22 protein-coding genes are annotated in these 26,080 nt (G+C 72.9%); 13 read left to right on the top strand and 9 right to left on the bottom strand.

The window, feature by feature from the left end:
* Positions 1–32 precede the first annotated feature (32 nt).
* On the top strand, positions 33–1,934 hold the full coding sequence (gene qcrB, locus ACZ4IF_RS00235; RefSeq protein ID WP_467558170.1) for a cytochrome bc1 complex cytochrome b subunit: 1,902 nt from the start codon (positions 33–35) through the stop codon (positions 1,932–1,934).
* On the opposite strand, the gene ACZ4IF_RS00230 is transcribed toward qcrB, so the two are convergent.
* The gene (locus ACZ4IF_RS00230; protein ID WP_467558168.1) at positions 1,909–2,928 is read right to left on the bottom strand and encodes an acyl-CoA dehydrogenase family protein; all 1,020 of its coding nucleotides are present in this window, start codon (positions 2,926–2,928) and stop codon (positions 1,909–1,911) included. The two genes, qcrB and ACZ4IF_RS00230, sit on opposite strands and share 26 nt — an antisense overlap.
* A complete protein-coding gene (locus ACZ4IF_RS00225; RefSeq protein WP_359491177.1) occupies positions 2,928–4,073 on the bottom strand; it encodes an acyl-CoA dehydrogenase family protein in 1,146 nt (381 codons plus the stop codon). Before ACZ4IF_RS00225 ends, ACZ4IF_RS00230 begins: the two co-directional genes overlap by 1 nt.
* Positions 4,074–4,133: 60 nt before the next feature.
* Between ACZ4IF_RS00225 and ACZ4IF_RS00220 the strand changes: the two genes are divergently transcribed.
* From ACZ4IF_RS00220 to ACZ4IF_RS00210, 3 genes are all read left to right on the top strand, one after another.
* On the top strand, positions 4,134–4,925 hold the full coding sequence (locus ACZ4IF_RS00220; RefSeq protein WP_467558165.1) for an SDR family oxidoreductase: 792 nt from the start codon (positions 4,134–4,136) through the stop codon (positions 4,923–4,925).
* A 93-nt stretch (positions 4,926–5,018) separates the two neighbouring features.
* Positions 5,019–5,630, top strand: a complete 612-nt coding sequence (locus ACZ4IF_RS00215) for a TetR/AcrR family transcriptional regulator (RefSeq protein ID WP_467558163.1) — start codon at positions 5,019–5,021, stop codon at positions 5,628–5,630.
* 37 nt (positions 5,631–5,667) lie between these two features.
* Complete coding sequence (locus ACZ4IF_RS00210) at positions 5,668–6,825, top strand: acetyl-CoA C-acetyltransferase (RefSeq protein WP_359491172.1); 1,158 nt, start codon at positions 5,668–5,670, stop codon at positions 6,823–6,825.
* Between the two features lie 130 nt (positions 6,826–6,955).
* Here the strand turns inward: ACZ4IF_RS00210 and ACZ4IF_RS00205 are convergent, their stop codons facing one another.
* From ACZ4IF_RS00205 to ACZ4IF_RS00190, 4 genes are read right to left on the bottom strand one after another with little or no spacing between them, the layout of a single operon-like run.
* Positions 6,956–8,020: an NAD(P)H-dependent flavin oxidoreductase gene (locus tag ACZ4IF_RS00205; protein ID WP_345643887.1), complete on the bottom strand. Its 1,065-nt coding sequence runs from the start codon at positions 8,018–8,020 to the stop codon at positions 6,956–6,958.
* Positions 8,020–8,769: a CoA-transferase subunit beta gene (locus ACZ4IF_RS00200; RefSeq protein ID WP_467558161.1), complete on the bottom strand. Its 750-nt coding sequence runs from the start codon at positions 8,767–8,769 to the stop codon at positions 8,020–8,022. Before ACZ4IF_RS00200 ends, ACZ4IF_RS00205 begins: the two co-directional genes overlap by 1 nt.
* Positions 8,766–9,632: a CoA transferase subunit A gene (locus tag ACZ4IF_RS00195; RefSeq protein WP_467558159.1), complete on the bottom strand. Its 867-nt coding sequence runs from the start codon at positions 9,630–9,632 to the stop codon at positions 8,766–8,768. Before ACZ4IF_RS00195 ends, ACZ4IF_RS00200 begins: the two co-directional genes overlap by 4 nt.
* Positions 9,629–10,381 carry an enoyl-CoA hydratase family protein gene (locus tag ACZ4IF_RS00190; protein ID WP_467558157.1) on the bottom strand — a complete coding sequence of 251 codons (753 nt, stop codon included), beginning with the start codon at positions 10,379–10,381 and terminating at the stop codon, positions 9,629–9,631. The genes ACZ4IF_RS00195 and ACZ4IF_RS00190 overlap by 4 nt, the downstream gene beginning before the upstream one ends.
* Positions 10,382–10,473: 92 nt before the next feature.
* On the opposite strand from ACZ4IF_RS00190, the gene ACZ4IF_RS00185 reads away from it, so the two are divergent.
* The gene (locus tag ACZ4IF_RS00185) at positions 10,474–11,226 is read left to right on the top strand and encodes an SDR family oxidoreductase (RefSeq protein ID WP_467559899.1); all 753 of its coding nucleotides are present in this window, start codon (positions 10,474–10,476) and stop codon (positions 11,224–11,226) included.
* Positions 11,223–12,137 carry an SDR family oxidoreductase gene (locus tag ACZ4IF_RS00180; protein ID WP_467558155.1) on the top strand — a complete coding sequence of 305 codons (915 nt, stop codon included), beginning with the start codon at positions 11,223–11,225 and terminating at the stop codon, positions 12,135–12,137. Before ACZ4IF_RS00185 ends, ACZ4IF_RS00180 begins: the two co-directional genes overlap by 4 nt.
* A 756-nt stretch (positions 12,138–12,893) precedes the next feature.
* Here ACZ4IF_RS00180 and ACZ4IF_RS00175 read toward each other — a convergent pair.
* Positions 12,894–13,622, bottom strand: coding sequence for an ankyrin repeat domain-containing protein (locus tag ACZ4IF_RS00175; protein ID WP_467558153.1), 729 nt, complete (start codon positions 13,620–13,622; stop codon positions 12,894–12,896).
* 92 nt (positions 13,623–13,714) lie between these two features.
* A complete protein-coding gene (locus ACZ4IF_RS00170; protein WP_345643904.1) occupies positions 13,715–14,611 on the bottom strand; it encodes a hypothetical protein in 897 nt (298 codons plus the stop codon).
* Positions 14,612–14,832: 221 nt separating this feature from the next.
* Between ACZ4IF_RS00170 and ACZ4IF_RS00165 the strand changes: the two genes are divergently transcribed.
* From ACZ4IF_RS00165 to ACZ4IF_RS00155, 3 genes are all read left to right on the top strand, one after another.
* The gene (locus tag ACZ4IF_RS00165; protein WP_345643907.1) at positions 14,833–15,615 is read left to right on the top strand and encodes a S1 family peptidase; all 783 of its coding nucleotides are present in this window, start codon (positions 14,833–14,835) and stop codon (positions 15,613–15,615) included.
* Positions 15,616–15,724: 109 nt separating this feature from the next.
* A complete protein-coding gene (locus ACZ4IF_RS00160; protein ID WP_467558150.1) occupies positions 15,725–16,198 on the top strand; it encodes a GNAT family N-acetyltransferase in 474 nt (157 codons plus the stop codon).
* Positions 16,199–16,303: 105 nt separating this feature from the next.
* Positions 16,304–19,384, top strand: coding sequence for an endo-alpha-N-acetylgalactosaminidase family protein (locus tag ACZ4IF_RS00155; protein ID WP_467558148.1), 3,081 nt, complete (start codon positions 16,304–16,306; stop codon positions 19,382–19,384).
* On the opposite strand, the gene ACZ4IF_RS00150 is transcribed toward ACZ4IF_RS00155, so the two are convergent.
* Entirely contained in the window at positions 19,270–21,090 is a 1,821-nt protein-coding gene (locus tag ACZ4IF_RS00150; protein WP_467558146.1) for a glycoside hydrolase family 35 protein, read from the bottom strand. The genes ACZ4IF_RS00155 and ACZ4IF_RS00150 overlap by 115 nt on opposite strands.
* Before the next feature lie 96 nt (positions 21,091–21,186).
* Between ACZ4IF_RS00150 and ACZ4IF_RS00145 the strand changes: the two genes are divergently transcribed.
* The 4 genes from ACZ4IF_RS00145 to pepN all read left to right on the top strand — a co-directional run bounded on the left by ACZ4IF_RS00145 (position 21,187) and on the right by pepN (position 25,766).
* On the top strand, positions 21,187–22,071 hold the full coding sequence (locus ACZ4IF_RS00145) for a helix-turn-helix domain-containing protein (protein WP_345643919.1): 885 nt from the start codon (positions 21,187–21,189) through the stop codon (positions 22,069–22,071).
* Positions 22,072–22,082: 11 nt separating this feature from the next.
* Positions 22,083–22,427, top strand: coding sequence for a chorismate mutase (locus ACZ4IF_RS00140; protein ID WP_095933631.1), 345 nt, complete (start codon positions 22,083–22,085; stop codon positions 22,425–22,427).
* Positions 22,428–22,620: 193 nt separating this feature from the next.
* Positions 22,621–23,160 carry a response regulator gene (locus ACZ4IF_RS00135; RefSeq protein WP_467558143.1) on the top strand — a complete coding sequence of 180 codons (540 nt, stop codon included), beginning with the start codon at positions 22,621–22,623 and terminating at the stop codon, positions 23,158–23,160.
* Between the two features lie 116 nt (positions 23,161–23,276).
* Positions 23,277–25,766 (top strand): aminopeptidase N, encoded by a 2,490-nt coding sequence (gene pepN / locus ACZ4IF_RS00130; protein WP_467558141.1) that lies wholly within the window; start codon positions 23,277–23,279, stop codon positions 25,764–25,766.
* The last annotated feature ends 314 nt before the right edge of the window (positions 25,767–26,080 follow it).

The following is a 26,080-nucleotide window of genomic DNA, read 5'->3' as shown; positions in this document are numbered from 1 at the left end:
ATGCCACCCTGGGGGGCCGAGGGGAGCGGCGTATGGGCGCACGAGAGACCAACTCCGGGCGGGCTGCGAGGACTTCGGAGGTCGGGACACCACGCACCGGCGCGTCCGGGGCCGCGGGGTCGGGGCCGGTCGGCGCGGGGAACGGGACGGCCGGGTCCGCGACGCCAGGCACCCGGAACGGGGCAGCCGGGCCCACCACGGGCGGCACCCGGAACGGGGCAGCCGGGTCCACCACGACCGGCGCCGGGGACGGGACGGCGCGCGCCGCGACCGGGACGACGGCCTCCCGGCCCGTCGCGCCCGGAGCCGGCACCTCCCGGGCCGGGCGGGCGGCCGAGCCCGCCAAGGGCGAACGGCTCGCGGACTGGGCCGACGGGCGGCTCGGCATCTACGCGCTGGCCAAGGCCAACATGCGCAAGGTGTTCCCGGACCACTGGTCCTTCCTGCTCGGCGAGATCTGCCTCTACAGCTTCCTGGTGCTGATCCTCACCGGCGTCTACCTCACCCTGTTCTTCGAACCGAGCGGTGTCGAGGTCGTCTACCACGGCTCGTACGAGCCGCTCAACGGCGTCATCATGACGAGGGCCTACGAGTCCACGCTCGACATCAGCTTCGACGTGCGCGGCGGGCTGCTGATCCGGCAGATCCACCACTGGGCGGCGCTCGTCTTCCTCGCCGGAATGCTCGTGCACATGATGCGGGTGTTCTTCACCGGTGCGTTCCGCAAGCCGCGCGAGGTCAACTGGCTCTTCGGGTGGACCCTGCTGATGCTCGGCCTCATCACCGGGCTGACCGGCTACTCGCTCCCCGACGACCTGCTGTCCGGCACGGGCGTCCGGTTCGCGCAGGGCGCCATCCTCTCGGTCCCGGTCGTGGGGACGTACCTCTCCTTCTTCCTCTTCGGAGGGGAGTTCCCGGGGCACGACATCATCTCGCGCTTCTTCCCGATCCATGTGCTGCTGCTGCCCGGCATCATGCTCGGCCTGGTCGTCGCCCACCTGATCCTGGTCTTCTACCACAAGCACACGCAGTACCCCGGCCCCGGACGGGACGAGAAGTCGGTCGTGGGGATGCCCTTCATGCCCGTCTACATGGCCAAGGCCGGGGGGTTCTTCTTCCTCGTCTTCGGCGTGCTGTCGATCGTGGGCGCGATCGCGACGATCAACCCCGTGTGGGCCTTCGGCCCCTACCGCCCCGACCTGGTCACCACCGGCGCGCAACCCGACTGGTACCTGGGCTTCTCGGAGGGCCTGATCCGGGTGATGCCGGGATGGGAGATCAACGCCTGGGGACACACCCTCCAGTTGGGCGTCTTCATCCCCTTCATGCTCTTCCCGCTCATCATGACCGCGATCGCCGTCTACCCCTTCGTCGAGGCGTGGATCACCGGCGACAGGCGCGAGCACCACATCCTGGACCGGCCGCGCAACGTGCCCACGCGCACCGGGCTCGGCGTGGCCTGGCTGACGCTGTACGCGGTGCTCCTCGTCGGTGGCGGCAACGACCTGTGGGCCACCCACTTCCACCTCTCGATCAACGCGATCACCTGGTTCGTACGGGTGGCCGTCTTCGCCGGTCCCGTGCTCGCCTTCGTCGTGACCAAGCGGATCTGCCTGGGGCTGCAACGCCGGGACCGCGACAAGGTGCTGCACGGGCGCGAGTCCGGGACGATCAAGCGCCTTCCGCACGGCGAGTACGTGGAGGTCCACGAACCGCTCACGCCGGCCCAGCGGTTCACGCTCACCCAGCACGAACAGGCGCCGCCCTACGAGGTGGGGCCGAGTGTCGACGCGAACGGGGTCACCCGGCGGATCCCCGTCCCGCACCGGCTGCGGGCACGACTGGCCCGCGCACTGTACGGGCCCGGGACACGGATACCCAAGCCGACGGCCGAGGAGTACCGGGAGGTCACGAGCGGGGACCAGCACCACTGAGCCCGCGCAGGACCTCCGCGCGGCACTCGGCCGGAGTGCCCCACGCGGTGCGCAGCGCACGGGCCTTGGTCAGCCAGAGGGAGAGGTCGTACTCCGCCGTGTAGCCGATCGCGCCGTGCAGCTGCAGCGCGGACCGGGCCGTCGTCCAGGCCGCCTCGCAGGCCGTGACCTTGGCGGCCGCCACGTCCGCCGGGATCATCGACAGGGCGGCGCCGAACAGCAGCGGACGCGCGAACTCCAGGGCGATCCTCGCGTCCGCCAGCCGGTGCTTGACCGCCTGGAACGAACCGATGGGCACACCGAACTGGGTGCGCCGCCCGACGTGGCCGACGGTCCGGTCGAGGAGGGTCTGTCCGACGCCGAGGGCCTGGGCCGCGGTGGCGAGACGGGCCCAGTCGAGCGCACGGGCGGCCGCGTCGGCCACCTGGGGTCCGCCGGCGAGGCGTTCGCCGCCGGAGCGGGGGAGAGCCAGCCGGCGGGCGGGGTCCAGGGAGGTCCGCGTGAGGCCGGTCCCGGCGGCGGCCCGGGACGACCCCCGCAGCTCCGCCGCCGCGCCGGTGCCGCGCACCGTCAGGTGCAGGTCCGCCACGTCGCCGTCCAGTGCGAAGGGGCCTCCGCCCGGTAGGACCAGCGTCGTCATGGACTTGCCCGACACGATCGCCGGCAGGAGCCGCTCGGCCGGCCCCTCCTCGCCGAGAGCGGCGAGGAGGGCGGCCCCCGCCACCGTCTCGGCCAGCGGTCCCGGCACGGCGTGACGCCCGAGCTCCACGAAGGCGACGGCGATGCCGACGGGCAGCGGGCCCACCCCCTCGTACGCCGCGGGTGCCGCCAGCGCGAAGACCCCCGCGTCGGCGAGCCGGGACCACACGGCCCGGCCCGGTCCGTGGTCGCCCGAGGCCCAGGCGCGTACGACGGCCGGCGTGTCCGCGGACGACAGCATCGCGTCGAGCGAGGCGGCGAAGGCACGCTGTTCGGTGTCGAGCAGGAAGCGCATCAGCGGCGGCCCTTCGGCAGGCCGAGCAGCCGCTCGGCGATGATGTCGCGCTGGATCTCGTTGGTGCCCGCGTAGATGGGGCCGGCGAGGGAGAACACGAACCCCTCGGACCATTCGGTGTCCGCCTGCTCGCCGGCCGGGCCGAGCAGGTCGAGTGCCGTCTCGTGCAGAGCGATGTCGTACTCGGACCAGAAGACCTTGTTCAGGCTGGACTCCGGCCCGACGGTCTCGCCGTCGAGGAAGCGGGAGGCGTGGGCGTAGGTGAACAACTGGTAGGCGCGGGCGCCGATCACCGCGTCGGCCACCCGGTCGCGCAGGGCCGTGTCCGAGGGATCGGCACGGTCGCGCCACAGGCCCACCAGCCGGTCGGCGGCGGCCAGGAAGCGGCCCGGTGAACGCAGGGTCAGCCCGCGTTCGTTGCCCGCCGTCGCCATGGCGACCCGCCAGCCCGCGCCGGGCTCGCCGATCACGTCCGTGTCCGGGACGAACACGTCGTCCAGGAACAGCTCGGCGAAGGCCGGCTTGCCGTCCAGCCGGCCGATCGGGCGGACCGTCACCCCCGGCGCCCGTAGGTCGAACATCAGGTAGGTCAGGCCCTGATGGGGCTTCGGGGTGTCCGGTTCGCTGCGGAACAGGCCGAACGCGCGGTCGGCGAACGCGGCCCGTGACGACCACGTCTTCTGCCCGCGCAGCAGCCAGCCGCCGTCCGTGCGCACCGCGCGGGAGGTGAGCGAGGCCAGGTCGGAACCCGCCTCCGGCTCGGACCACGCCTGCGCCCAGACGACCTCGCCCGTGGCCATCGACGGCAGCACGCGCGCACGCTGCTCCGCCGTCCCGTGGTCGAAGAGCGTCGGGGCGAGCAGGCTGATGCCGTTCTGGCTCACCCGGCCCGGGGCGCCCGCGGACCAGTACTCCTCCTCGAAGACCAGCCAGCGCACCACGTCCGCGGCGCGCCCGCCGTACTCCTCGGGCCAGGACACCACCGACCAGCGGTCCGCGGCCAGTTCGGCCTCCCAGGCCCGGTGGGCGGCGAATCCCTCCGCGGTCTCCAGGGAGGGCAGGGGGACGGCCGGGACATGGGCGTCGAGCCAGGCGCGGGCCTCGGCGCGGAACGCCTCGTCGGCGCGGGAATGGGCGAGATCCATCGGCGGCACCTTCCGGCGGCAACCTTCCCTAACAAGTGTTTGGTAGGTTAGCGTGGAGCCATGAGCGACGTCGAGAGCCCGGCGTACGTCCCCGGGCACGGGCTGCTGGAGGGACGCACCGCCGTCATCACCGCCGCGGCGGGTGCGGGCATCGGCGGGGCCACGGCGCGGAGGTTCCTGGAGGAGGGGGCGCGCGTCCTGATCAGCGACGCCCACACGCGCCGGCTCAAGGAGACCGAGCAGGACCTCGCCGCGGAGTTCGGCGCCGATCGTGTCGCCGCACGGCCCTGCGACGTCAGCGACGAGACCCAGGTCCAGGCGCTCTTCGAGGCGGCCACGGACCTGCACGGAAGCCTGGACGCCGTCGTCAACAACGCCGGGCTGGGAGGCACTTCACCCCTCGTCGACATGACCGACGAGCAGTGGTCGAAGGTCCTCGACGTGACACTGACCGGCACCTTCCGGTGCACCAGAGCCGCCCTGCGGCTGTTCCGGGCGCAGTCCGGCGGGGGAGTCCTCGTCAACAACGCGTCCGTCGTCGGCTGGCGCGCCCAGGCCGGCCAGGCCCACTACGCCGCCGCGAAGGCCGGGGTCATGGCGCTCACCCGCTGCGCGGCGATCGAGGCCGCCGCCTACGGAGTGCGGGTCAACGCCGTCTCGCCGAGCCTCGCCATGCACCCCCACCTGGCGAAGGTGACCACCCCCGAACTGCTGGAGGAACTGACCGGACGCGAGGCCTTCGGGCGGTACGCGCAACCGTGGGAGGTGGCGAACGTGATCGTCTTCCTGGCCTCCGGCTACTCCTCGTACCTGACGGGTGAGGTCGTCTCCGTCAGCAGCCAGCATGCCTAGGCGCCGGCCCGACGCGATGCGTCGGACGGGCACCGCCCGCGCAGCGGTCCCCGGGGTGCGGGCCCCCGCGGCCCGCGGGACCACAATGGACCTGTGCCTACCAAGAAGAAGCCCCAGGTGACCGCGACACCGGAGCGGCGCCGCGAACTGCTCGACACCGCCGCCGAGGTCTTCGCCGAGCAGGGCTACAACGCCACCACCGTACGCAGGATCGCGGACGAGGCCGGGATGCTCGCGGGCAGTCTCTACTACCACTTCGACTCCAAGGAATCGATGTTGGAGGAGATCCTGCGGACCTTCCTGGACGAGCTCTGGAGCGGGTACGACGCCGTCCTGGACGCCGGCCTCGGTCCGCGCGAGACCCTGGAGGCACTCGTCACGGAGTCCTTCCGGGAGATCGACCGGCACCGGGCGGCCGTCGCGATCTACCAGAAGGAGTCCCGGCAGCTCGCCGCGCAGCAGCGCTTCGCGTTCCTCGCCGCATCGCAGCGCAACTTCGAGAAGGCGTGGCTGAGCACACTGGAACGCGGCGTCGTCGCCGAGGTCTTCCGGGCCGACCTCGACATCCGGCTCACCTACCGGTTCGTGCGCGACACCGTGTGGGTCGCCGCGTCCTGGTACCGGCCCGGAGGACAGCACAGTCCCGAGGAGATCGCCCGGCAGTACCTGTCGATGGTGCTGGACGGCATCTCCGTACGGGAGTAGCCGTACGCCAACACCCCCTGTCTGCCAAGGAGTCGCCATGGCCGAGGCCTACATCGTCGAAGCGGTCCGCACGCCCGTCGGGCGCCGTGGGGGAGGCCTGGGCGGTGTCCACCCGGCCGACCTCGGCGCGCACGTCCTGAAGGCCCTGATCGAGCGGTCCGGCATCGACCCGGCCGCCGTCGAGGACGTCGTCTTCGGCTGTCTGGACGCGGTGGGACCGCAGGCGGGCGACATCGCCCGCACCTGCTGGCTCGCCGCCGGACTCCCCGAGGAGGTGCCGGGGGTCACCGTCGACCGGCAGTGCGGGTCCTCCCAGCAGGCCGTGCACTTCGCCGCGCAGGCGGTGCTCTCCGGAACCCAGGACCTTGTGGTCGCGGGCGGAGTGCAGAACATGACCCTCATACCCATCGCCTTCGCCTCCCGGCAGGCCGCCGAACCGCTCGGCCTGACCGAGGGACCCTTCGCCGGCAGCGAGGGCTGGCGGGCGCGCTACGGCGGCCTTCCCGTCAACCAGTTCCACGGCGCCGAGTCGATCGCCCGGAAGTGGGGCATCGACCGGCGCGCCCAGGAGGAGTTCGCACTGCGCTCGCACCGACGGGCGGTTCGCGCGCTCGACGAGGGCCGCTTCGCACGCGAGACGGTGCCCTACGGAGAGGTGACGGCCGACGAGGGCCCGCGCCGTGACACCTCGCTGGAGAAGATGGCGGGACTGAAACCCGTCGTCGAGGGCGGCACCATCACCGCCGCCTGCTCCTCGCAGGTCTCCGACGGCGCCGCCGCGGTCCTGCTCGCCTCGGAGCGCGCGGTGCGCGAACACGGACTGACGCCGCGTGCCCGCGTGCACCACCTCTCCGTCCGGGGCGAGGACCCCATCCGGATGCTGTCGGCCCCGATCCCCGCGACGGCGTACGCCCTGAAGAAGACCGGCATGTCGCTCGACGAGATCGATCTCGTCGAGATCAACGAAGCCTTCGCCCCGGTCGTCCTCGCCTGGCTCAAGGAGACCGGAGCCGACCCGGACAAGGTCAACGTCAACGGCGGCGCGATCGCACTGGGCCACCCGCTCGGCGCCACCGGAGCGAAACTGATGACGACGCTCCTGCACGAGCTGGAGCGCACCGGCGGCAGGTTCGGCCTCCAGACCATGTGCGAGGGCGGGGGACAGGCCAACGTCACCATCGTCGAACGGCTCTGACCTGCCCGGAAGTACACCGAAGGCGCGTCACCCGGGCCGGGGCGGGCCGGGTGACACCCCAGCCGGGGTTCCAGCCGGACGCTTCCCGCACCGAAGACACCGAGGCCCCACGGCTCGTTGATCGACCGACTCACGCGGGCATTGAAGCACCGGGGTCCGGCAGGGCGCCGAGGGTTTCGTGCGCCTGGGCCATCACGCGGGTGACCAGCTCGGCGCACGACGGCAGGTCCTCGATGACTCCCGCGACCTGCCCCGACGCCATCACCCCCAGATCCGTGCGCCCCTCCACCATCGACGCCCGCAGCAGCATGGGGGTGTTGGCGGCGAGCAGGACCTGGCTCCATGTCAGGTCCCGGCCGTGCTTCATGGCCAGGCCGTCGCGGATCATCCGCGACCAGGACAGCCCGGACAGCCGCCGGAAGCCGGCCGCCCGGCGCACGGCCCGGACCAGCGTCCGGGCACGGCCGGACCGCTCCAGCGAGTCGACGAGCTCGCTGCGCAGCATGCGGTGCGGCAGACCGTCGACGGCCCTGGTCACCGTGACGTCCTTGACCGTCGCCGCCAGGTACCTCGCCTTGACCGCGTCGGGGACGGTGGAGTCCGAGGTGAGCAGGAAACGAGTGCCCATGGCGATGCCCGCCGCGCCGTACGCCAGCGCGGCCACCAGGCCCCGCCCGTCGTGGAACCCGCCCGCGGCGACGACCGGTATGCGGACCGCGTCCACCACCTGAGGCAGCAGCACCGTCGTCGCCACCTCTCCGGTGTGGCCGCCGCCCTCGCCGCCCTGCACGATCACGGCGTCCGCGCCCCACGCGGCCACCTTCTCCGCGTGCCGCCGGGCGCCGACGGACGGGACGACGACCACGCCGGCCTCCTTCAGCTCGGCGATCAGTTCGCGTGAGGGGGCGAGCGCGAAGGACGCGACGCGGACGCCCTCGTCGATGATGATCCGCACCCGGTCTCCCGCGTCCCCGGCGTCGGCGCGCAGATTCACCCCGAACGGCTGGTCCGTGCGGGACTTGACCTCCCGCACGGCCTCCCGCAGCCGGTCGGGTGTCATGGTCGCGGAGGCCAGGACGCCCAGCGCACCGGCGTTCGCCGTCGCCGAGACCAGTCGGGGGCCCGCCACCCAGCCCATCCCGGTCTGCACGAGGGGGTGGCGGACCCCGACGAGCCGGGTCAGCGCGGTCTCCATCAGCGCCCGCCCCGCCCCGCCGGGGGGACCTCGCGGTCCCGCGCCCCGGTCGGATCGATGACCTCGCGGATCAACTCCAGCTCCCGATCGGTCGGTTCGCGGGTGGCCGGCACCTCGTCGGGGACGGTCAGCGTGAAGCCCGTGGCCGCCCGCACCTCGTCGACCGTGACACCCGGGTGCACCGAGGCCAGCCGCATCGAACGGTCGGGCGTCGCGAAGTCGAGCACGGCGAGATCGGTCACCACGCGCGGCAGGCGGTGGTAGCGGGCGGCGCTCGGACCCGCGGCGGCGGCGCGGTCGTACCCCACGCCGCAGACCATGTCGACCCGCTCGACGAAGACGCGCGGGGAGTGCTTCGGGATCCAGTAACTCGTCGGGTTGTTCAGAGTGTTGACCGGGGCGCCGCGCACACCCAGCAGCTGGCGTGCGGGGCGCCCCGGGTCGCCGATGCAAGAGATGTTCTGGTTGCCGAAGCGGTCGATCTGGCTCGCGCCCATCATCACGTGACGGCGTCCGCCGGTGACCGCCGTCAGATGCCGGCGGTAGGGCAGCCAGCCCTCGGGCGTGCCGTCGGGGCCGACGAGCATGGCCTCGCCGTCGGTGAGCAGCAGGTCGGGCGAGAAGGTGCGCCGGGCGAGGCGGGCGGCGATGGAGGGGATCAGGCCCATGGGGCTGGCGAGCACCTCACCGTCTCCCCGCCAGGTCTCGGCGCAGGCGATCACGCAGTACTCGGCGCGGGTCGTCCTCACGGGGTCCCTTCCTTCTGCCAGGCCTGGACGGCGCGTTGATAGACGTGTTCGTCGCCGCTCAGGAAGCGCTCGGCGAACTCGGCGTGCCCAGAGGCCGCGTACAGCTTCTGGAAGGCCTCGTCGCGTCCGTAGTCGGGAGCGCAGGAGGTGAAGTGCGCGCCGTTCGGTGTCTCCACGACGCCCGTCACGCTCGACCGCTGGAGCAGCAGCGTCTGCGGGGCGGCCTCCTTGACGAGGTCCGCCGTGTCGACGATCCGCTCGCAGGAGACGTACGCCGCGTCCGCCGCCTCGCAGAACAGGTCGTCGAAGTACGGGTCGGGGCCCAGATACTGGCCGTTGCCCAGGCGGTCCGCGCGGTTCATGTGGACCAGGGCCGCGTCGAGGCGCAGCGCGGGCATGGCGACGAACTCCTCGCGCACTCCCGTGGACGGGTCGGCGTACGGCGAGGTGACCGTCCGCAGGCCCCGGTCGGCCCGCAGGACGTCCGAGCCGAGTCCGGCCCGCACCGGCAGGAACGGCAGCCGGTTCGCGGCGGCGTGCAGCCCCCACATGAACATCGCCTCGTCGACCTCCGTCAGCTCGATGGCGCCGCTCTCCCGCACCGCGCGGTAGTGCGGTTCCAGGGGGATCGAGTCGAGGGTGACGAAGGCGGTGACGAGCTTGCGGATACGTCCGGCGGCGGCCAGCAGGCCCACGTCCGGGCCGCCGTACGACACGACGGTGAGGTCCGTGACCTCGGTACGGAGCAGGGCTCTGACCAGAGCCATCGGCTTGCGGCGTGCGCCCCAGCCGCCGATGCCCAGGGTCATCCCGCTCTCCAGGCGGGCGACTGCCTGGTCCGCGGACATGGTCTTGTCGGTCACTGGACGGCCTCCTTGCCGAAGGTGCCGCGGACGCGGTCGGCCACCCCGCTCAGGTTGGCCTCGAAGGTGAAGCCCTGCTCGAAGCGGTAGCTGCGGCGCACGTCGACGGGGTCGATGCCGTTGATCGCGGCCTTGGCGAGGCGGATGAGCCGGCCGTCCTTGGCGGCTATCTCGCGGGCCAGCTCCAGCGCGGCGGCGCGCAGCCGCTCCCGCCCGACGACCCGCCACACGGAGCCGTGCGCGTGCAGTTCGGCCGCGCTCGCCGTGCGTGAGGTGTAGTACAGCGCGCGCATCAGATGCTGCGGGACCAGCCGGGCCAGGTGCGTGGCCGCGCCGAGCGCGCCCCGGTCCAGCTCGGGGAGGCCGAAGGTGGCGTCCTCGCTGGCCACGATCGCGTCCGCGTTCCCCACGAGGCCTATGCCGCCGCCCAGGCAGAAGCCGTGCACCGCGGCCACGACCGGGACCTCGCACTCGTACACCGCGGCGAAGGCCTCCGCACAGCCGCTGTTGGCGCCGAGGAGTGCGCTGTGGCCGTCCCGGTCGCGCTGCATCTCCTTGATGTCGACTCCCGCGTTGAATCCGCGTCCCTCGGCCGCCAGCACCACACAGCGATGGCCGGGGTCGCGACCCGCCGCGCGGATCGCGTCGGCCAGGGCGAACCAGCCGCTGACCGGCAGCGCGTTCACCGGGGGGAAGTCGACCGTGACGACGGAAATCCCCTTTTCCGGGGACGAGGTGGAGACACCCATGGGCGCATCAGCTACCTTTCCACCAAACGTTTGTTAGGTGCAATCTCGAAGCTAGCAGCGAATGCATCCGCGCGGGAGGCCCTGTGGACAACCTGGATCGCGACGGCAGGACGGTCGTCGTCACCGGCGGCACCCGTGGTGTCGGGGCCGGGATCGCGCGGGCCTTCGCACGGACCGGCGCACGGGTCGTGGTCTGTGCCCGCAGACCGCCCGAAGTCCCGCTGGAGAGCGCCGAGTTCGTCCCCGTCGACCTGCGCGACACGGCCGCCGTCCACGCCTTCTTCGACGCCCTGCCACGACTCGACGTGCTGGTCAACAACGCGGGCGGCGCCCCCTACCGGCCGCTGGCGCAAGCGGACGCGGCACGGCACGCCCGGGTGATCGAGCTCAACCTCACCGTGCCGCTCACCGCCTCGCTCGCCGCGTACGAGCACCTCAGGCGGGCCGGGGGCTGCATCGTGATGATCGGCAGCGTGAGCGGGACACGCCCGTCACCCGGCTCGGCGGCGTACGGCGCGGCCAAGGCGGGTCTGGAGAACCTCGCCCGCTCGATGGCCGTCGAATGGGCCCCCGACGTCCGGGTCAACACACTGGTCGTGGGCATGGTCCGTACCGAACTGGCCCATCTGCACTACGGCGGTGAGGACGGGGTCGCGGCCGTCGCCGGCACCGTCCCGCTGGGCCGCCTCGCCCGCCCGTCGGACGTCGGGGAGGCCGCCGTCTTCCTCGCGTCGGACGCCGCCGCGTACATCAGCGGGGCCTCGCTCCTCGTCCACGGGGGCGGGGAGCGGCCGGCGTTCCTGGACGCCGCGACGGTCAACAAGGAGAAGGGAGACGCGCGATGAGCGAACGGCCGCTGTGCGAAGGGCGGGTCGTCGTCGTCACGGGAGCGGGCCGCGGGCTCGGGAGGGCGCACGCCCTCGCGTTCGCCGCCGAGGGCGCCCGGATCGTGGTGAACGACCTCGGTGTCGGCCTCGACGGCACGCCGGGGGAGGGGGGCCCGGCCGCGCGGGTGGCCGAGGAGATCCGCGCGGCGGGCGGCGAAGCGGTGGCGCACGACGGCGACATCGCGACCGCCGGGGGCGCCGCGTCGCTGGTCCGTACCGCCCTGGAGACGTACGGCCGCCTCGACACCCTCGTCAACAACGCCGGGTTCCTGCGCGACCGGATGCTCGTCAACCTCGAAGAGGACGACTGGGACGCCGTGACGCGCGTCCACCTGAAGGGGCACTTCCTGCCGTTGAAGCACGCGGCGGCGCACTGGCGCGCCGAGGCCAAGGCGGGGCGGACGCCGGCGGCGCGCGTCGTCAACACCAGCAGCGGAGCCGGGCTGCTGGGATCGGTGGGGCAGGGCAACTACAGCGCGGCCAAGGCGGGGATCGTCGGGCTGACCCTCGTCGCCGCCGCGGAGCTGGGGCGCTACGGCGTCCAGGTCAACGCGATCGCCCCGGCGGCCCGTACGCGGATGACCGAGCGGACGTTCGCCGAGACCATGGCCGCGCCCGGGACCGGGTTCGACGCCATGGCCCCCGAGAACGTCTCGCCGCTGGTCGTCTGGCTGGGCTCGGCCGCCTGCCACGGGGTCACCGGCCGGGTCTTCGAGACCGAAGGCGGACGGATCACCGTGATGGAGGGCTGGCGGCCGGGCCCGAGCGCGGACAGGGGGGCGCGCCGTACCCCGTCGGAGGCGGGCGAGACGGCGCTGAAACTGCTGGCGGCGGCGGAGACGCCCGGCGCAGTGTACGGGGCGGGGTAGTCCGGCCCGCTCACGCGTCGTCGCCCAGCCTCCCGGGTGGGTGCGCGCCGTGGCCCGGCCTCCTGGGTGCGCCGTGGTCCGACCCTTGAGCGGACTGCGGCCCGGCCTCCCGGGCGCGGGGTCGTGTGCCGGTGTCGGGGGGCCCGGCCGCGCCGTCGTCCCGGGCGCGGCGACAGCGCCTGCGGCGGCCGTGCGGCCGGACACTACCGCGCGAGGCGGGCGGCGGCCTCTCCTCGCTGCTCATGGGGCCGGCGGTCCGTGTTCCTGGTGAACGTGCCGATCGCCGCGGCGACCCTGGTGGCCGGGTTCGTCCTCGTACCGTCCACGCGTGAGCGGTCCGCCGGACGGCCCGACGTGCTCGGCAGCGCGCTCCTCGCCGGCGGTCCGGTCGCGATCGTGCTTCCCCTGGTGCAGGGGCGCGGCAACGGGTGGCCGCTGTGGGGCTGGATCTGTCTCGCGGTCGGCGTGCGCGCCGCACGGGCCGACCGACGCGCTGACCTCGGCGACGCCCTGGGTGCTGGCCGGGTTCGTGCTCTGCGCCGGGTGGGGCGCGGCTCTGCCCCGCAGCGCCGTGGCCGGGCACGAGGCGTGACCTCGGGGGCCGGCGTGAAGCCGTGGCCACAAACGACGGAGGGGTCGGGGGCTCGCCGCGAGGGCGGGCTCCCGGCCCCCCGGGCGTCTATGTGGCCACCCGGTCACGGGGGTGGGCATCGGCGCGTGGCGCGCCGCCCTCGTGTCGCCTGTCCGCGCCGCCCGCTACGGGCCTTCCAGGAGGGCGGCGATCTCCGCGTGGCCCGTCTCGCGGTCGTCGCCGGCGAAGGGGTGGCCCTGCGCGTCGAGGAGCTGGACCTCGACGACCGTGCGGCCGTCCTGCCGTGAGAGGTGGGTGGTGGACGGGTGTCCCGCGCCGTGGGTCAGGGCCAGTCCCGCGAGGAGCTCGGCCGCCACGTCCAGGGTGAGCTGGCGGCGGGCCTCCGCCAGCGCCTCGCGCCTGGCCCCCGCGCCTCGCGCGATAAGAGCGCGGACGCAGCCGGGGGAGCCCCGGTGGGCGGCGGCCACCAGCGGCGCCTCGCCCTGGGGGCCGGGCCGGTCCGGGTCGGCACCCGCGGCGAGGAGGGCCTCGGTCACCGCGGAGTGGCCGCGCCTGAGCGCCCAGGTGAGGGCGGTGAATCCGAAGGCCTCCACCGTGTCGGGCCCGGCCCCGGCCGAGAGCAGGGCGCGCACCACCTCGGTGTGCCCGCCGCAGGCCGCGCCGCACAGCGGGGCGTCGGTGCCCTGACTCAGCCGGTCGGGGTCGGCCCCGGCCACGAGCAGCAGCCGTACGATGCCGGGCTGGTCGCTCACCGTCGCCAGGTACAGCGCCGTCTGACCGTCCTCGTCCACCGACTCGGGGCTCGCTCCGGAGCGCAGTGACCGTACGACCGCGTCCTCGTCACCCTCGTACACAGCGGTGAAGAGACGCGGCGCGGGGTCGTTCGTGCTCATCCCTCGACCCTCGCGCGCCAAGGAGGCGCGAGGCAAAGGCTTTTGAGGTGTTCTGTCTCACCTCTCGCTCTTCCACGCACGCGACTCACCCGTCACGTGTCGCACTCCAGCACCGTCCTGCACAGCGTGCAGCGGGCGCGTACCCGGCCGCGTACCGGGACCCTGATCCGCTGGTGGCAGGTCGGGCAGGGGAAGGAGACGCGCAGGGGGCCCCGGCTGTCGGGCGTGAAGGAATAGGGAGCGCCGGGCCGGTGGGCCGAGGAGTGATGGTCCTGGGCGTAACGGCGGTCCTTCGCGTAGCGGTGGCGGCCCGCCCAGCCGGCCGCGGTCAGCGGCGGCTGCTGCTCGTCGCGGCGGGCCTGCGCCATGCCCTTGGTGTACGCGGTGTAGGCCTGCGGGCTGGTGAACCAGACGGAGGGGTCCTCGCCGAAGAGGAGGGCGCGTTTGGCGAGGACGTATCCGAACTCCTCCGGGGTGAGGTAGCCGAGCTTCTGGGAGGACGCCGCGTCCTCGCGGTAGGCGTCGAGGAGGAGCCAGCCCGCTCCCAGGTAGGCCGCGGCCGTGTCGGTGAGGATCTCGTTGTCGCGGGTGCCGGGGAAGGAGAGGTCGAGACGGTGCAGATAGACGTGCATCACCTCATGGGCGAGCGCGGCCCCGATGTCCCTGCGGTGGGTGCGGAAGCGGTCGTTGAGGTCGACGAAGTACTCGGGTCCCGCGGCGAGCTCGACGTTCGCGGCGTGGGTCATCTCGCGGAAGCCGATGATCATCCGGGCGTCGGGCAGCCGGTAGTGCCGGACCATCTCGCGGGCCACGCGCTGCGCGCCGAGGTGCAGGTCGTCGGTGTCGGCGAAGGCGACGTCCGCGGGGGCGACGCTGGCCGCGAACGTGTGGATCGTGTCGTAGGAGAGCCTTCTGTAGAGCGCGGTGATCGACGCCCGCACCGTGTCCAGGTGCGGGTATCCGTGCTCGACGGGACCGCCGTTCGCCACGTCCGCACCCCCTGAAGACGCCGGAACCGACTTCCACTCTAAGCGGGGTCTCCTCCTGGTGGCGTGGGGTGCGCGGGCGCCCGGCGCCGTGTCTGGCCGGAATCCGGCCCTTGCCCCTGTCGTGTCCGGGTCCTCATAATCCGCACAGCTTGGCAGGAGCATGCCAGGACATTTCGGCGTGCCTTCCGCCCGGCGTTCAACCCCCCACGAAAGGAAGCGCGTTGAAGTCTCTCAAGAAGCACGGCGTCATCAGAAGACTGCTCGCCGTCGCCGCGGTGGCGCTCGCCGCCGCGTCCCTCCAGCCGCTGTCCGCCCAGGCCGCCCCCGCGCCCGTGGTCGGCGGGACCCGCGCCGCCCAGGGCGAGTTCCCGTTCATGGTCCGCCTGTCCATGGGCTGCGGCGGCGCCCTGTACACCAAGAGCATCGTCCTGACCGCCGCGCACTGCGTGGACGGCTCGGGCAACAACACCTCCATCACCGCCACCGCCGGGGTCGTCGACCTGCAGAGCAGCAGCGCGATCAAGGTCAAGTCGACGAAGGTCCTCCAGGCGCCCGGCTACAACGGCAAGGGCAAGGACTGGGCGCTCATCAAGCTCGCCAGGCCGATCGAGCAGCCCACCCTGAAGATCGCCACCACCACGGCGTACAACAACGGGAACTTCACCGTCGCGGGCTGGGGCGCCACCCGCGAGGGCGGCGCCCAGCAGCGCTACCTGCGCAAGGCCACCGTCCCCTTCGTCGACGACGCCACCTGCCAGCGGGCGTACGGCAGCGATCTCGTCCCCGGTGACGAGATCTGTGCCGGGTTCGTCCAGCAGGGCGGGGTCGACACCTGTCAGGGCGACTCCGGCGGGCCCATGTTCCGCAAGGACGACACGGGCGCGTACATCCAGGTCGGGATCGTCAGCTGGGGCCAGGGCTGCGCGGAGCCGGGCTACCCCGGCGTCTACAGCGAGGTCTCCACGTTCGCGGCCGACATAGCGCGCGCGGCATCCGGGCTGTAGCCGTCGTCGCACCTCGTGCGGTGCGGGCGCCCGTGACCAGGTCGCGGGCGCCCGTCCGGGAGCGAAAAGCGTTCGGTCGCCGCCCCCTCGCGCTGCGATACTCCCGGCCATGACCGCCCAGCAGCCCACCGGCTCCGCCCAGCAGCCCACCGCCACCGCGTCGTTGGAGGTGGGAGCCAAGGACGCTGCCCTGGAACAGCGGCTCGACGACGAGCTCACCGCGTTCAACGCGGAGGCGACCGGAGCCGGCACACCCCAGCCGCTCTCGGTCCGCGTCACCGACGAGGCCGGGGACCTCGTCGGCGGACTGACCGCCTGGGTCTGGGGAAGCTGCTGCGCCGTCGACATGCTCTGGGTGCGCGAGGACCAGCGGCACGCCGGCTGGGGCAGCAAGCTGCTGAGGGCCGCCGAGGAGGAGAGCACGCGACGCGGCTGCACCGAGGTGATCGTCTCCTCCTTCACCTTCCAGGCCCCCGACTTCTACCGCGGGCACGGCTACCGCGAGACGGGCCGCACGGAAGGCATCCCGGGCGGCCACCAGGACGTGCACTTCCACAAGGAGCTGAAGGCGCCGGTCGGTTAGTCCAACTCCTCTCCCTCCTTTGTCCATGGGCACGTTCACCTCACCCGGCGCAGGCTGACGGCACCGATCGCAGCCCCCAGGAGGAGTGCCTTGCAGCCCTCAGCCATGCCCTCGCCCGCATTCGCCCCCACGCGCCGCGCGGTCGTCGCGGCGGGCGCCGCCGCCGGAGTCGGGGCCGCACTCGGCGCGGCCGGTCCGGCCTCCGCCGAGGCCGCCGCCCCCGGTGCGGACCTCGTCCTGCGCTCCCGCGCCCTCGATGTCCGGGTCGCCGCCGGATTCCCGCGGATCGTCTCCTACACCGACCGCGCGACCGGTGCCGTCCTGCACGCCCAGGAGGACGAAGTCACCTCCGTCCTCGTCGACGGCACCGAGCGGACCCCGACGGTCACCGCCACGGCCGGCGGCGACTCGGTCGCGTACCGCCTCGTCTTCGACGGCGGCACCACGATCGACACCGAGATCGCCGTCACGGACCGGCGGGTGACCTGGCGGATCACGAAGATCACCGAGACCGCCGCGCTGTCCGTCGGCACCCTGCGCATCCCCGGCCTCGCCCTGCTCTCCGTCCGCAGCGACCAGCCCGGCGCGCAACTCCTCGCCGCCAGGATCCAGTTGGACAAGTCCAAGAGCGGCGACACGCTCGTCACCCCGGCCCGCGACACCCCCGCGGATGCGGCGACCGGATGCGCGTACGCCGTCGTCGCGCACCACGGCCTCGCGGGCGCCGTCGAGACCAACACGGTCTACGACAGACCCGACAGCACCAGTTCGTGGGAGAACGGCCGGCTGTGGCGGCAGACCGTCCGAAAGGAGCCGTCGGGCGGAGCCGACGGCTACGTCAAGGCCCAGCTCGTCCCCGGCGAGTGGACCCATCGGGCCGCGACGGCGACCGACACCGAACCGCTCCCGTACGCCACCGTGATCGTCACCGGCGACCGCAACGGCGACGGCGTGATCGACTGGCAGGACGCCGCGATCGCCTTCCGGGACATCATGGTCGACCCGCTCGGTGCCGACGGCACGTACCGCCGTGTCGTGCCGCACATCCCGTTCAACTTCGCCTCACAGGCCACCCATCCGTTCCTCGCCACACTCGACGACGTCAAGCGGATCTCCCTGGCGACCGACGGGCTCGGGCAGTTCACCCTCCTCAAGGGCTACCAGTCCGAGGGACACGACTCCGCCCACCCCGACTACGCGGGCAACCACAACAAGCGCGCCGGCGGCCTCGCCGATCTCAACACCCTGGTCGCCGAGGGCAGGAAGTGGAACAGCGACTTCGCGGTCCACGTCAACGCCACCGAGTCCTACCCGGTCGCCCACGCCTTCTCCGAGACCCTGGTCGACAAGACCGATGAGCAGTGGGACTGGCTGGACCAGTCGTACCGGATCGACCAGCGCCGCGACCTCGTCTCCGGCGACATCGTCAAGCGCTTCGCCGACCTGCGCGCGGAGACGCACCCGGCCCTCAACTCCCTGTACATCGACGTCTTCCGCGAGTCCGGCTGGACCTCCGACCGCCTCCAGCGCGCCCTGCGCGAACAGGGCTGGCACGTCACCTCCGAGTGGGGCCACGGCCTGGAACGCTCCAGCCTGTGGTCGCACTGGGCGACCGAGACGGACTACGGCCCGGACACCTCACGCGGGATCAACTCCCGGCTCATCCGCTTCGTCCGCAACCACCAGAAGGACGTCTTCGCCGACAAGTGGCCCACCCTGCTGGGCATCGCCCGCATGGGCAACTTCGAGGGCTGGACCGGCAAGACCGACTGGAACTCCTTCTACGCGCTGATCTGGACGCACTCCCTGCCCGCCAAGTACCTCCAGGCCCAACCGATCAGCACATGGGGCGAGCACACGATCACCTTCTCCGGGCCGGGCGGCACCTCGGTCTCCGACACGGACGGCGTACGCCGCATCACGACCGACGGCCGGGTCGTCTACGACGGCGGCGCCTATCTGCTGCCCTGGGATCCGAAGAAGCCCACGAAGCTCTACCACTACAACCCGGCCGGCGGCAGCGGCGAGTGGCGGGTGCCGCGCGACTGGGAAGGCCTCTCCCGGGTCGCTCTGTACCGGCTCACCGACCAGGGCCGGGTGTTCGTCGCCGACGTCCCCGTGCGCGACGGCCGGATCACCCTCGACGCCGAGCCCGCCCAGCCGTACGTCGTGTACCGCACCCGCGTGGCCGGGCCCCCCGTCCCCCGCTGGGGACAGGGCACCCCGCTGTACGACCCCGGTTTCAACTCGGGCTCGCTGAAGGGCTGGACGGTCAGCGGCCCGGCCTCCGTGGTGCGCAGCGACCTCGGCGACCACGAGCTGGTGATCGCCCCCGGCGGCGCCGCCACGGTCTCCCAGCGGCTCACCCGCCTCAGGCCCGGCCGGTACGCCGCGTCCGTGCAGGTCGAGGTCGGCGAGAGCGCCGACGGCACCCGCAGGGCGTCCCTCCGGGTCCGCACCGCCGACGGCGTCACCGCCGCCAACTGGACCGATACCTCGACCGCGGGCAACTTCGTCGCCGCCGACCGCAAGCACGGGACCCGTTTCCAGCGGATGTTCACCTGGTTCACCGTGCCCGAGGGCGGCGGGCCCGTCGAACTCGAACTGTGCGCCGCCGCCGGGCAGGCACGGGTGCGGTTCGACAACGTCCGGGTCGTGCCCGCCCGGCGTCCGGCGAAGCGCGGAACGCTGGTCTTCGAGGACTTCGAGAACGTCCCGCAGGGGTGGGGCCCCTTCGTGAAGGGCGACGCGGGCGGATCCACCGACCCGCGCACCCACATCGCCCAGCGGCACGCGCCGTTCACCCAGCGGAGCTGGAACGGCAAGGCGATCGACGACGTCGTCGACGGCTCCGAGTCGCTCAAGTCACGCGGCGAGAACGACGGTCTGGTCTACCGGACCGTGCCGCACACCGTCCGGTTCACGCCGGGGCGCCGCTACCGGGTCTCGTTCCGTCACGAGAACGAGAAGGCCGGCCAGTACGCCTGGATCACCGCCGTCGACCGGGGAGCGACGACGACCGAGCTCGAACGGACCGCCCTCCCCGTCGCCACCGAACCGACGCTGCACACCTACGAGTTCACGGCGCCCGCCGACGGCGAGGCCTGGGTGGGGCTGCGCAAGACCGGGGACGACGGCACGGCCGAGTTCGTGCTCGACTCGTTCGAGGTGAGCGAGGCCGGCTGAGCGGCCGCCTCCAGCTCCAGCACCCGCACCTCGTTCACCCCCTCCCGCAGCACGGGACCGGGCACGTACAGCTGGTGCTGCGGGCCGACGGACCAGTAGCGTCCCAGACAGAAACCGTTGACCCACACGAACCCCCGGGTCCAGCCCGGGAGTTCGAGGAAGGCGTCCCCGGCGCCGCGCACCTCGAAGATGCCGCGGTACAGGCCGGGGGCGCCGCCCGGGGGAAGCGGGCCGAACGGCACCCCCTCCACGTCGTCCAGCGCGTCCAGCCGCAGACCCCGCGCCCGCACACCGTGCAGATACTGCCGCTCGTGCAGCACGCCCCCCGTGATGCCCTTCGGCTCACCGGTGCGCGGCCCGTAGTTGACCCGCCCCAGCGACTCCACCCACAGCTCCACCCGGGCGGGCCCCGCGACCGGCTCCTTCAGCTGCGCGGAGTCCTCGCCGAGCACGCCGGCCGCCACCCCGTCGACGTACACCACCGCCAGGTCGCGCAGCCCGCGCACGGTCAGCGGGTACGGCTGGCGCGGGCCGGGCACGCCCACCTCGTACTTGACCAGCCCCTGGCCGACGCCCAGGTCCTCGAACGTGGGCGGCACCGCGTACTCGCCCCCCGCGCCGCCGAGCGTCTCCAGCAGCGTGTCCCGGGAGGCCCACTCCCCGAGGACGACCGGCGTGGCGGCACCGAGCGCCCCGGGGGCCGGGGGCACGTCCGGCAGCGGCCCGTCCGCGTAGGCGGCGAGGATCTCCCGGAACCGCCAGAACTTCTCCGTGGGGCGCCCCAGTTCGTCGACCGGTGCGTCGTAGTCGTACGAGGTGACGTCCGGCTCCAGCGGCCCGTCGTGCAGCGCGCCACCGCCCCGGTTGGCGCCCGCCCAGCCCGCGAAGCTGGTGCCGCCGTGCGCCATGTAGAGGTTGACCGAGGCACCGCACTCCAGGATCTCCCGCAGGGTGTCCGCCGCGTCGCCGGGATCGCGCACCACGTGCTCGGCGCCCCAGTGGTCGAACCAGCCGCACCAGAACTCCATGCACATCAGCGGACCCGTCGGCCGGTGCCGGCGCAGCGTCGCGAAGGCCTCCCGGGCGTGCGAGCCGAAGTTCGCGGTGGCCAGGACGCCGGGGACCGAGCCGCCGGTGAGCATGTGGTCCTCGGGGCCGTCCGAGGTGAACAGCGGGACACTCACGCCCGTGGCGCGCAGCAGGTCCGCGAGCCGGCGCAGATACACCTGGTCGGAGCCGTAGCTGCCGTACTCGTTCTCGACCTGCACCATCAGCACCGGGCCGCCGCGGCCGATCTGCCGGGACACGACCTGGGGCAGCAGCCGCCGGAACCAGCGCTCCACGTGCCCCAGGTACTCCTCGTCGCGGGTGCGGAGCCCGCCCGTCAGCCAGTGCGGCAGCCCGCCGTTGTCCCACTCCGCGCAGATGTACGGCCCGGGCCGCACGATCGCCCACAACCCGGCCCCGGCGACCGCGTCCAGGAAACGGCCCAGCTGCTCCACGTCCCGGAAGCCGCCGGGGCGCGGCTCGTGGAGATTCCACGGCACGTACGTCTCCACACAGTTCAGCCCCATCGCCCGCAGCATCCCCAGGCGATGCGCCCACTGCTCCTCGTGCACCCGGAAGTAGTGCAGTGCGCCGGACAGCAGCCGCACCGGGCGGCCGTCCAGCAGGAAATCCGTGTCCCCCACCGTGAACTCGCTCATGGCCACCACGATCAGCCCTGGCGGCAGTGGCGTCCATGGACAAAGATCGTCGCTGATTGGACGCAAGAGGCGGCCGGACAGGCGGGAGGAAAGCGGGTGTACCACACCTGGATGCGCTATTTCACCCCCGGCCCCGTCCACCACCGGCTCGGCCTCGCCTGCCTCGGCGTCGGCCTCCAGCACGGCGAGCTGCCGGCCGTCGGCCCCCGCACCCTCGACCATCACGTGGCCGTCGTGATCGGCGCCGGCAGCGGCTGGTACCGCACCCCCGACGGACACCGCCATCCCGTCACCGCGCCCGCCCTGATCTGGCTCACCCCCGGAGTGCCGCACCACTACGGGCCCGACCCGAGCTGGGACGAGTGCTTCGTCGACTTCACGGGACCCGCGGCGGCCACGTACACCGAACTCGGCTACATCGAACCCGGCCGGCCCGTCGTGCCCCTCTCCGACGCGGCCGCCGCCCGCGCCGTCGTGGGCCGGATCGCCCGCGCCGCCCGCCGCGGCAACCCCCTGCTGGAGGTGGAGACGGGCGCGGCCGTCCACGAGCTCCTCGTCGCCCTGCGCCGCGCCCGCGCCGACCTCGCCCCCGACGGCGACGAGGTCCTCCAGGCCCTCGCCCGCGACGCGTTCAAGGCGATGTCCGTGGCCGACCACGCCGCCCGGCACGGCATGACCCCCGCCGAACTGCGCAGCGCCGTGCGCCGCGGCGCCGGATGCAGCCCCAAGGACTACCTCCTCGGCATCCGCCTGGGACGCGCCAAGGAGCTCCTCGCCGCCACCGAACTCCCGGTCGCCGCCGTCGCCCGCCGCGTCGGCTACGACGACCCCGCGTACTTCTCCCGGCTGTTCACCCGGCGCGTCGGCATGGCTCCGGTCCGCTTCCGGGCCCAGCAGGGACGGACCGTCCCCGGTGGCTGGAGCGACCGGATCCCCGACCCCGACGATCCGCCCATGATCGAGCGGCCCGAGGCCACGTAGGGTGGGACCTCATGACCACGAGCAAGCCCCAGGAAGTCGACCCCGCCGTCAGCGCCGAACTCGCCCGGCTGCGCGACAGCATCGACAACATCGACGCCGCCGTCGTGCACATGCTCGCCGAGCGTTTCAAGTGCACCCAGCAGGTCGGACACCTCAAGGCCGCCCACCAGCTGCCGCCCGCGGACCCGTCCCGCGAGGCCCAGCAGATCGAGCGGCTGCGCAGGCTGGCCGAAAGCGCCAAGCTGGATCCGGCCTTCGCCGAAAAGTTGCTGAATTTCATCATTGCCGAGGTCATCCGGCACCACGAGCGCATCGCGGACGACGCGGGAGGCGCCGCGGCGGACGCGGGGGAGTGACACCGGGCGCTCCGAACGTGCATCCTGCCTGAACACTCCGTGCCGGGTACACGCCGGGCACATGCCGGGAACAAGAGCACGCGCCGAACACACGCCCAGCACGCCCTGCCGGGCACGCGCTGTCAGGCCACGGGCGCAGCCCGTGAGTCCGTACGGGCATAAGCTGTACGCCCAACCGAGGGGACGTCGGGCCATGCCGTCGGATGCCAAGATCCTCATCGTCGACGACCACGAAGACACGCTGTACGCGCTGGAGAGCGCCCTGGCACCGCTGGGTTACCAGGTGGCGCGGGCCACCAGCGGCGACGAGGCGCTCAAGGAAGTCCTGCGCGGTCAGGTGGGGCTGCTCCTCCTCGATGTGCGCATGCCCGGCGTCAGCGGCCTCGACGTGGTGCGCTACATGCGCCGGGTGGAGCAGACCCAGCACATCCCGGTCATCCTGCTCACCGGCTTCGGCCCCGACGCCGAACTCACCTCCACCGCCTTCGGCCTCGGCGTCGCCGACCTCGTCATGAAGCCCATCGACCCCTGGGCACTGCGCACCAAGGTCCGCTACCTGTTCGACAGCCACCGGCGCCACCGGGCCCTGGAGGAGGAGCTGCGCGAACTGCGCGCACAGGCCAAGGACGCCGGCCCGCGCGCCGCCGGCCCGGTCCTGCCCCGCCCGGACACCCGCTTCCCCGTCCAGCGCGAGCCCCGCAACGGCACACTGGAGCAGCGCCGCACCCCGTAGGGGCCCGCTCCGCGGGAGGAGGACCGCGGGTGGAGCGGGCCGCGAGTGGTGGGGTGCATATGCCGCGTACCGGACCACCTCTGTGCCCTGTCGGAGCCATCAGGCAGCATGTCCTCATGTCCGTACTGACGCGCGACGAAGCGCAGACCCGTGCCAAGCTCCTCGACGTCCACCACTACGGGATCGAACTCGACCTGACCCGCGGGGACGAGACCTTCGACTCCCGGACCGTCATCCGGTTCACCGCCCGCGCCGAGGCGGACACCTTCGTCGAGCTGAAGCCCGCAGAGCTGCGCTCCGTCACCCTCGACGGGCAGTCCCTCGACCCGGAGGCCCTGGTCGAGAACCGGCTGCCCCTCAAAGCCCTGACCGCGGGCGAGCACGAGCTGCGCGTCGACGCCGTCATGCGCTACTCCCGCACCGGCGAGGGCATGCACCGCTTCACCGATCCCACCGACGGCGAGACCTACGTCTACACCCAGCTGTTCATGGAGGACGTCCAGCGCGTCTTCGCCGCCTTCGACCAGCCCGACCTGAAGGCCGTCTTCGAGCTGTCCGTCACCGCCCCCGAGGGCTGGACCGTTCTCGCCAACGGCGTCACCGAGCACCTCGGCAACGGCCGCTGGACGGCCGCGCCCACGCCGCTGGTCTCCACCTACCTCGTCGCCGTCGCCGCGGGCCCCTGGCACTCCGTGCGCACCGAGCACCGCGGCCTCCCCTTCGGCATCCACTGCCGCCGCTCCCTCGCCCCGTACCTGGACGCCGACGCGGACGAGATCCTCGACGTCACCCGCGCCTGCTTCGACCGCTACCACGAGAAGTTCGACGAGCCCTACTCCTTCGACTCCTACGACCAGGCGTTCGTCCCCGAGTTCAACGCCGGCGCCATGGAGAACCCCGGACTCGTCACCTTCCGCGACGAATTCATCTACCGCTCCGCCGTCACCGACACGGAGCGTCAGACCCGCGCCATGGTCATCGCCCACGAGATGGCCCACATGTGGTTCGGCGACCTGGTCACCCTGCGCTGGTGGGACGACATCTGGCTGAACGAGTCCTTCGCCGAGTACATGGGCTACCAGACCCTCACCGAGGCCACCCGCTTCACCGACACCTGGACCGACTTCGGCGTCGCCCGCAAGTCCTGGGGCTACGACGCGGACCAGCGCCCCTCCACCCATCCCGTCGCCCCCGACCCGGACGCCGTCCCCGACACCGCGTCCGCCATGCTCAACTTCGACGGCATCTCCTACGCCAAGGGCGCCTCCGCCCTGCGCCAACTGGTGGCCTGGCTCGGCGAGAAGGACTTCCTCGCCGGCATCAACACGCACTTCGCCCGCCACAAGTTCGGCAACGCCACCCTCGCCGACTTCATCGACAACCTCGCCTCCGCCACCGAGCGCGACGTGCACGCCTGGGCCGACTCCTGGCTGCGGACCACCGGCGTGGACACCCTCGTCCCCACGATCACCGCGGCGGCCGACGGCGGCCATGCCCTCACCGTCGAGCACCGGGGCAGCCGCCCGCACCGCATCGCCGTCGGCCTCTACGACGCGGACCTCTCCGACGGGGGCCGCCTCACCCTCCGCGAGCGCCTCGAACTGGACGTGCCGCAGGCCGAGCCGGTGGCCATCGGCAAGCGGCCGGCCCTGCTCCTCCTGAACGACGGAGACCTCTCGTACGCCAAGGTCCGCTTCGACACCGAGTCGTTCCGGGCCGTGCGCGGCTCCCTGTCGGGCCTGCCCGACCCGCTCACCCGCGCGGTCGTGTGGAACGCCCTGCGGGACGCCGTGCGCGACGGCGAACTGCCCGCCATGGCCTACGTCGAGGCCGCCCGCGCCCACCTCCCGCACGAGACGGACCTCGCCCTCGTCCAGGGCGTCCTGTCGTTCGCTACCGCCCACGTCGCCGACCGGTTCGTGTCCGCCGAGGAGCGGCCCGCCGCGCTCGCCACCCTCACCGACCTGTGCCGTGACCTGATCCGCCGCACCGAGGACGGGTCCCACCCGGGGCTGCGCCTGACCGCCGTACGCCACTTCATCGACGTCGCGGCCCACCCCGACACCATCAGTGCCTGGTTCTCCGAGGGCACCGTGCCCGGCGGCCCGGAACTCGACCCGGAGCTGCGCTGGCGCATCCTCGGCCGACTCGCCGTGCTCGGCGCCGTCGACGACGCCGTCATCGACGCCGAACTCGTCCAGGACCCGAGCGCCACCGGCCAGGAGGGCGCCGCCCGCTGCCGGGCCGCGCTGCCCGACCCGGAGGCCAAGCGCAGGGCGTGGGAGGAGATGTTCACCACCGACGACCTGTCCAACTACCTTTTCACCGCCACCGCGCAGGGCTTCTGGCAGCCCGAACAGGCCGAGCTCGTAAGGGAGTACGTCGAGCGGTACTGGCCGGACGCGGTGGCCGTCGCCGGCCGTCGCGGTCCCGCGATCGCCGAGGCGGCGGGACGCTGGGCGTTCCCCGTGCACGCGATCTCCGACCGGACGCTGGCGCTGGGCGAGGCATGTCTGCGGGACGCCGAGCCCATTCCGGCGCTGCGGCGCAAGCTCGCGGACCAACTCGACGATCTCGCACGGGCGCTGCGGGTCCGCGAGGCCTGATCCCGGGACGTCCGTGCCCGCCCTCCGAGGGCGGGCACGGACGTCCCGTCCCCGGGTGCGGCGCGGGACGTCTCGTCCCCGCGCGCCGGACGTGCCGCTCCCCGGCCCGTCCGGCACCTGAGGAGCGCCGAGCACCGGACGGACCGGGGCGGCAGGGCACGCACGGCCCACGGGCGAACCGGGGCGGCGAGGCGCGCGGCGTCCGCGGGCGGACCGCGGCGCGTAGCACCCCGGCCGCCCCGACACATTTCCTCCGCACGGCAGTACCCCCTTTCGGGTCGGATCGTTGTCCCATACGGGCGCGCCGACCCGAA

Source organism: Streptomyces sp. NPDC025784 (genome assembly GCF_055558435.1).
The sequence above is the reverse complement of the archived record's forward strand: the minus strand, read 5'-3'. Positions and strand labels throughout refer to the sequence as shown.

Bases quoted from the DNA above. Each gene is read 5' to 3' on its own strand.
- qcrB (WP_467558170.1), top strand. From the start codon at position 33: ATGGGCGCACGAGAGACCAACTCCGGGCGGGCTGCGAGGACTTCGGAG.
- ACZ4IF_RS00230 (WP_467558168.1), bottom strand. From the start codon at position 2,928: ATGCGCTTCCTGCTCGACACCGAACAGCGTGCCTTCGCCGCCTCGCTC.
- ACZ4IF_RS00225 (WP_359491177.1), bottom strand. From the start codon at position 4,073: ATGGATCTCGCCCATTCCCGCGCCGACGAGGCGTTCCGCGCCGAGGCC.
- ACZ4IF_RS00220 (WP_467558165.1), top strand. From the start codon at position 4,134: ATGAGCGACGTCGAGAGCCCGGCGTACGTCCCCGGGCACGGGCTGCTG.
- ACZ4IF_RS00210 (WP_359491172.1), top strand. From the start codon at position 5,668: ATGGCCGAGGCCTACATCGTCGAAGCGGTCCGCACGCCCGTCGGGCGC.
- ACZ4IF_RS00205 (WP_345643887.1), bottom strand. From the start codon at position 8,020: ATGGAGACCGCGCTGACCCGGCTCGTCGGGGTCCGCCACCCCCTCGTG.
- ACZ4IF_RS00190 (WP_467558157.1), bottom strand. From the start codon at position 10,381: ATGGGTGTCTCCACCTCGTCCCCGGAAAAGGGGATTTCCGTCGTCACG.
- ACZ4IF_RS00180 (WP_467558155.1), top strand. From the start codon at position 11,223: ATGAGCGAACGGCCGCTGTGCGAAGGGCGGGTCGTCGTCGTCACGGGA.
- ACZ4IF_RS00175 (WP_467558153.1), bottom strand. From the start codon at position 13,622: ATGAGCACGAACGACCCCGCGCCGCGTCTCTTCACCGCTGTGTACGAG.
- ACZ4IF_RS00160 (WP_467558150.1), top strand. From the start codon at position 15,725: ATGACCGCCCAGCAGCCCACCGGCTCCGCCCAGCAGCCCACCGCCACC.
- ACZ4IF_RS00155 (WP_467558148.1), top strand. From the start codon at position 16,304: ATGCCCTCGCCCGCATTCGCCCCCACGCGCCGCGCGGTCGTCGCGGCG.
- ACZ4IF_RS00150 (WP_467558146.1), bottom strand. From the start codon at position 21,090: ATGAGCGAGTTCACGGTGGGGGACACGGATTTCCTGCTGGACGGCCGC.
- ACZ4IF_RS00140 (WP_095933631.1), top strand. From the start codon at position 22,083: ATGACCACGAGCAAGCCCCAGGAAGTCGACCCCGCCGTCAGCGCCGAA.
- ACZ4IF_RS00135 (WP_467558143.1), top strand. From the start codon at position 22,621: ATGCCGTCGGATGCCAAGATCCTCATCGTCGACGACCACGAAGACACG.
- pepN (WP_467558141.1), top strand. From the start codon at position 23,277: ATGTCCGTACTGACGCGCGACGAAGCGCAGACCCGTGCCAAGCTCCTC.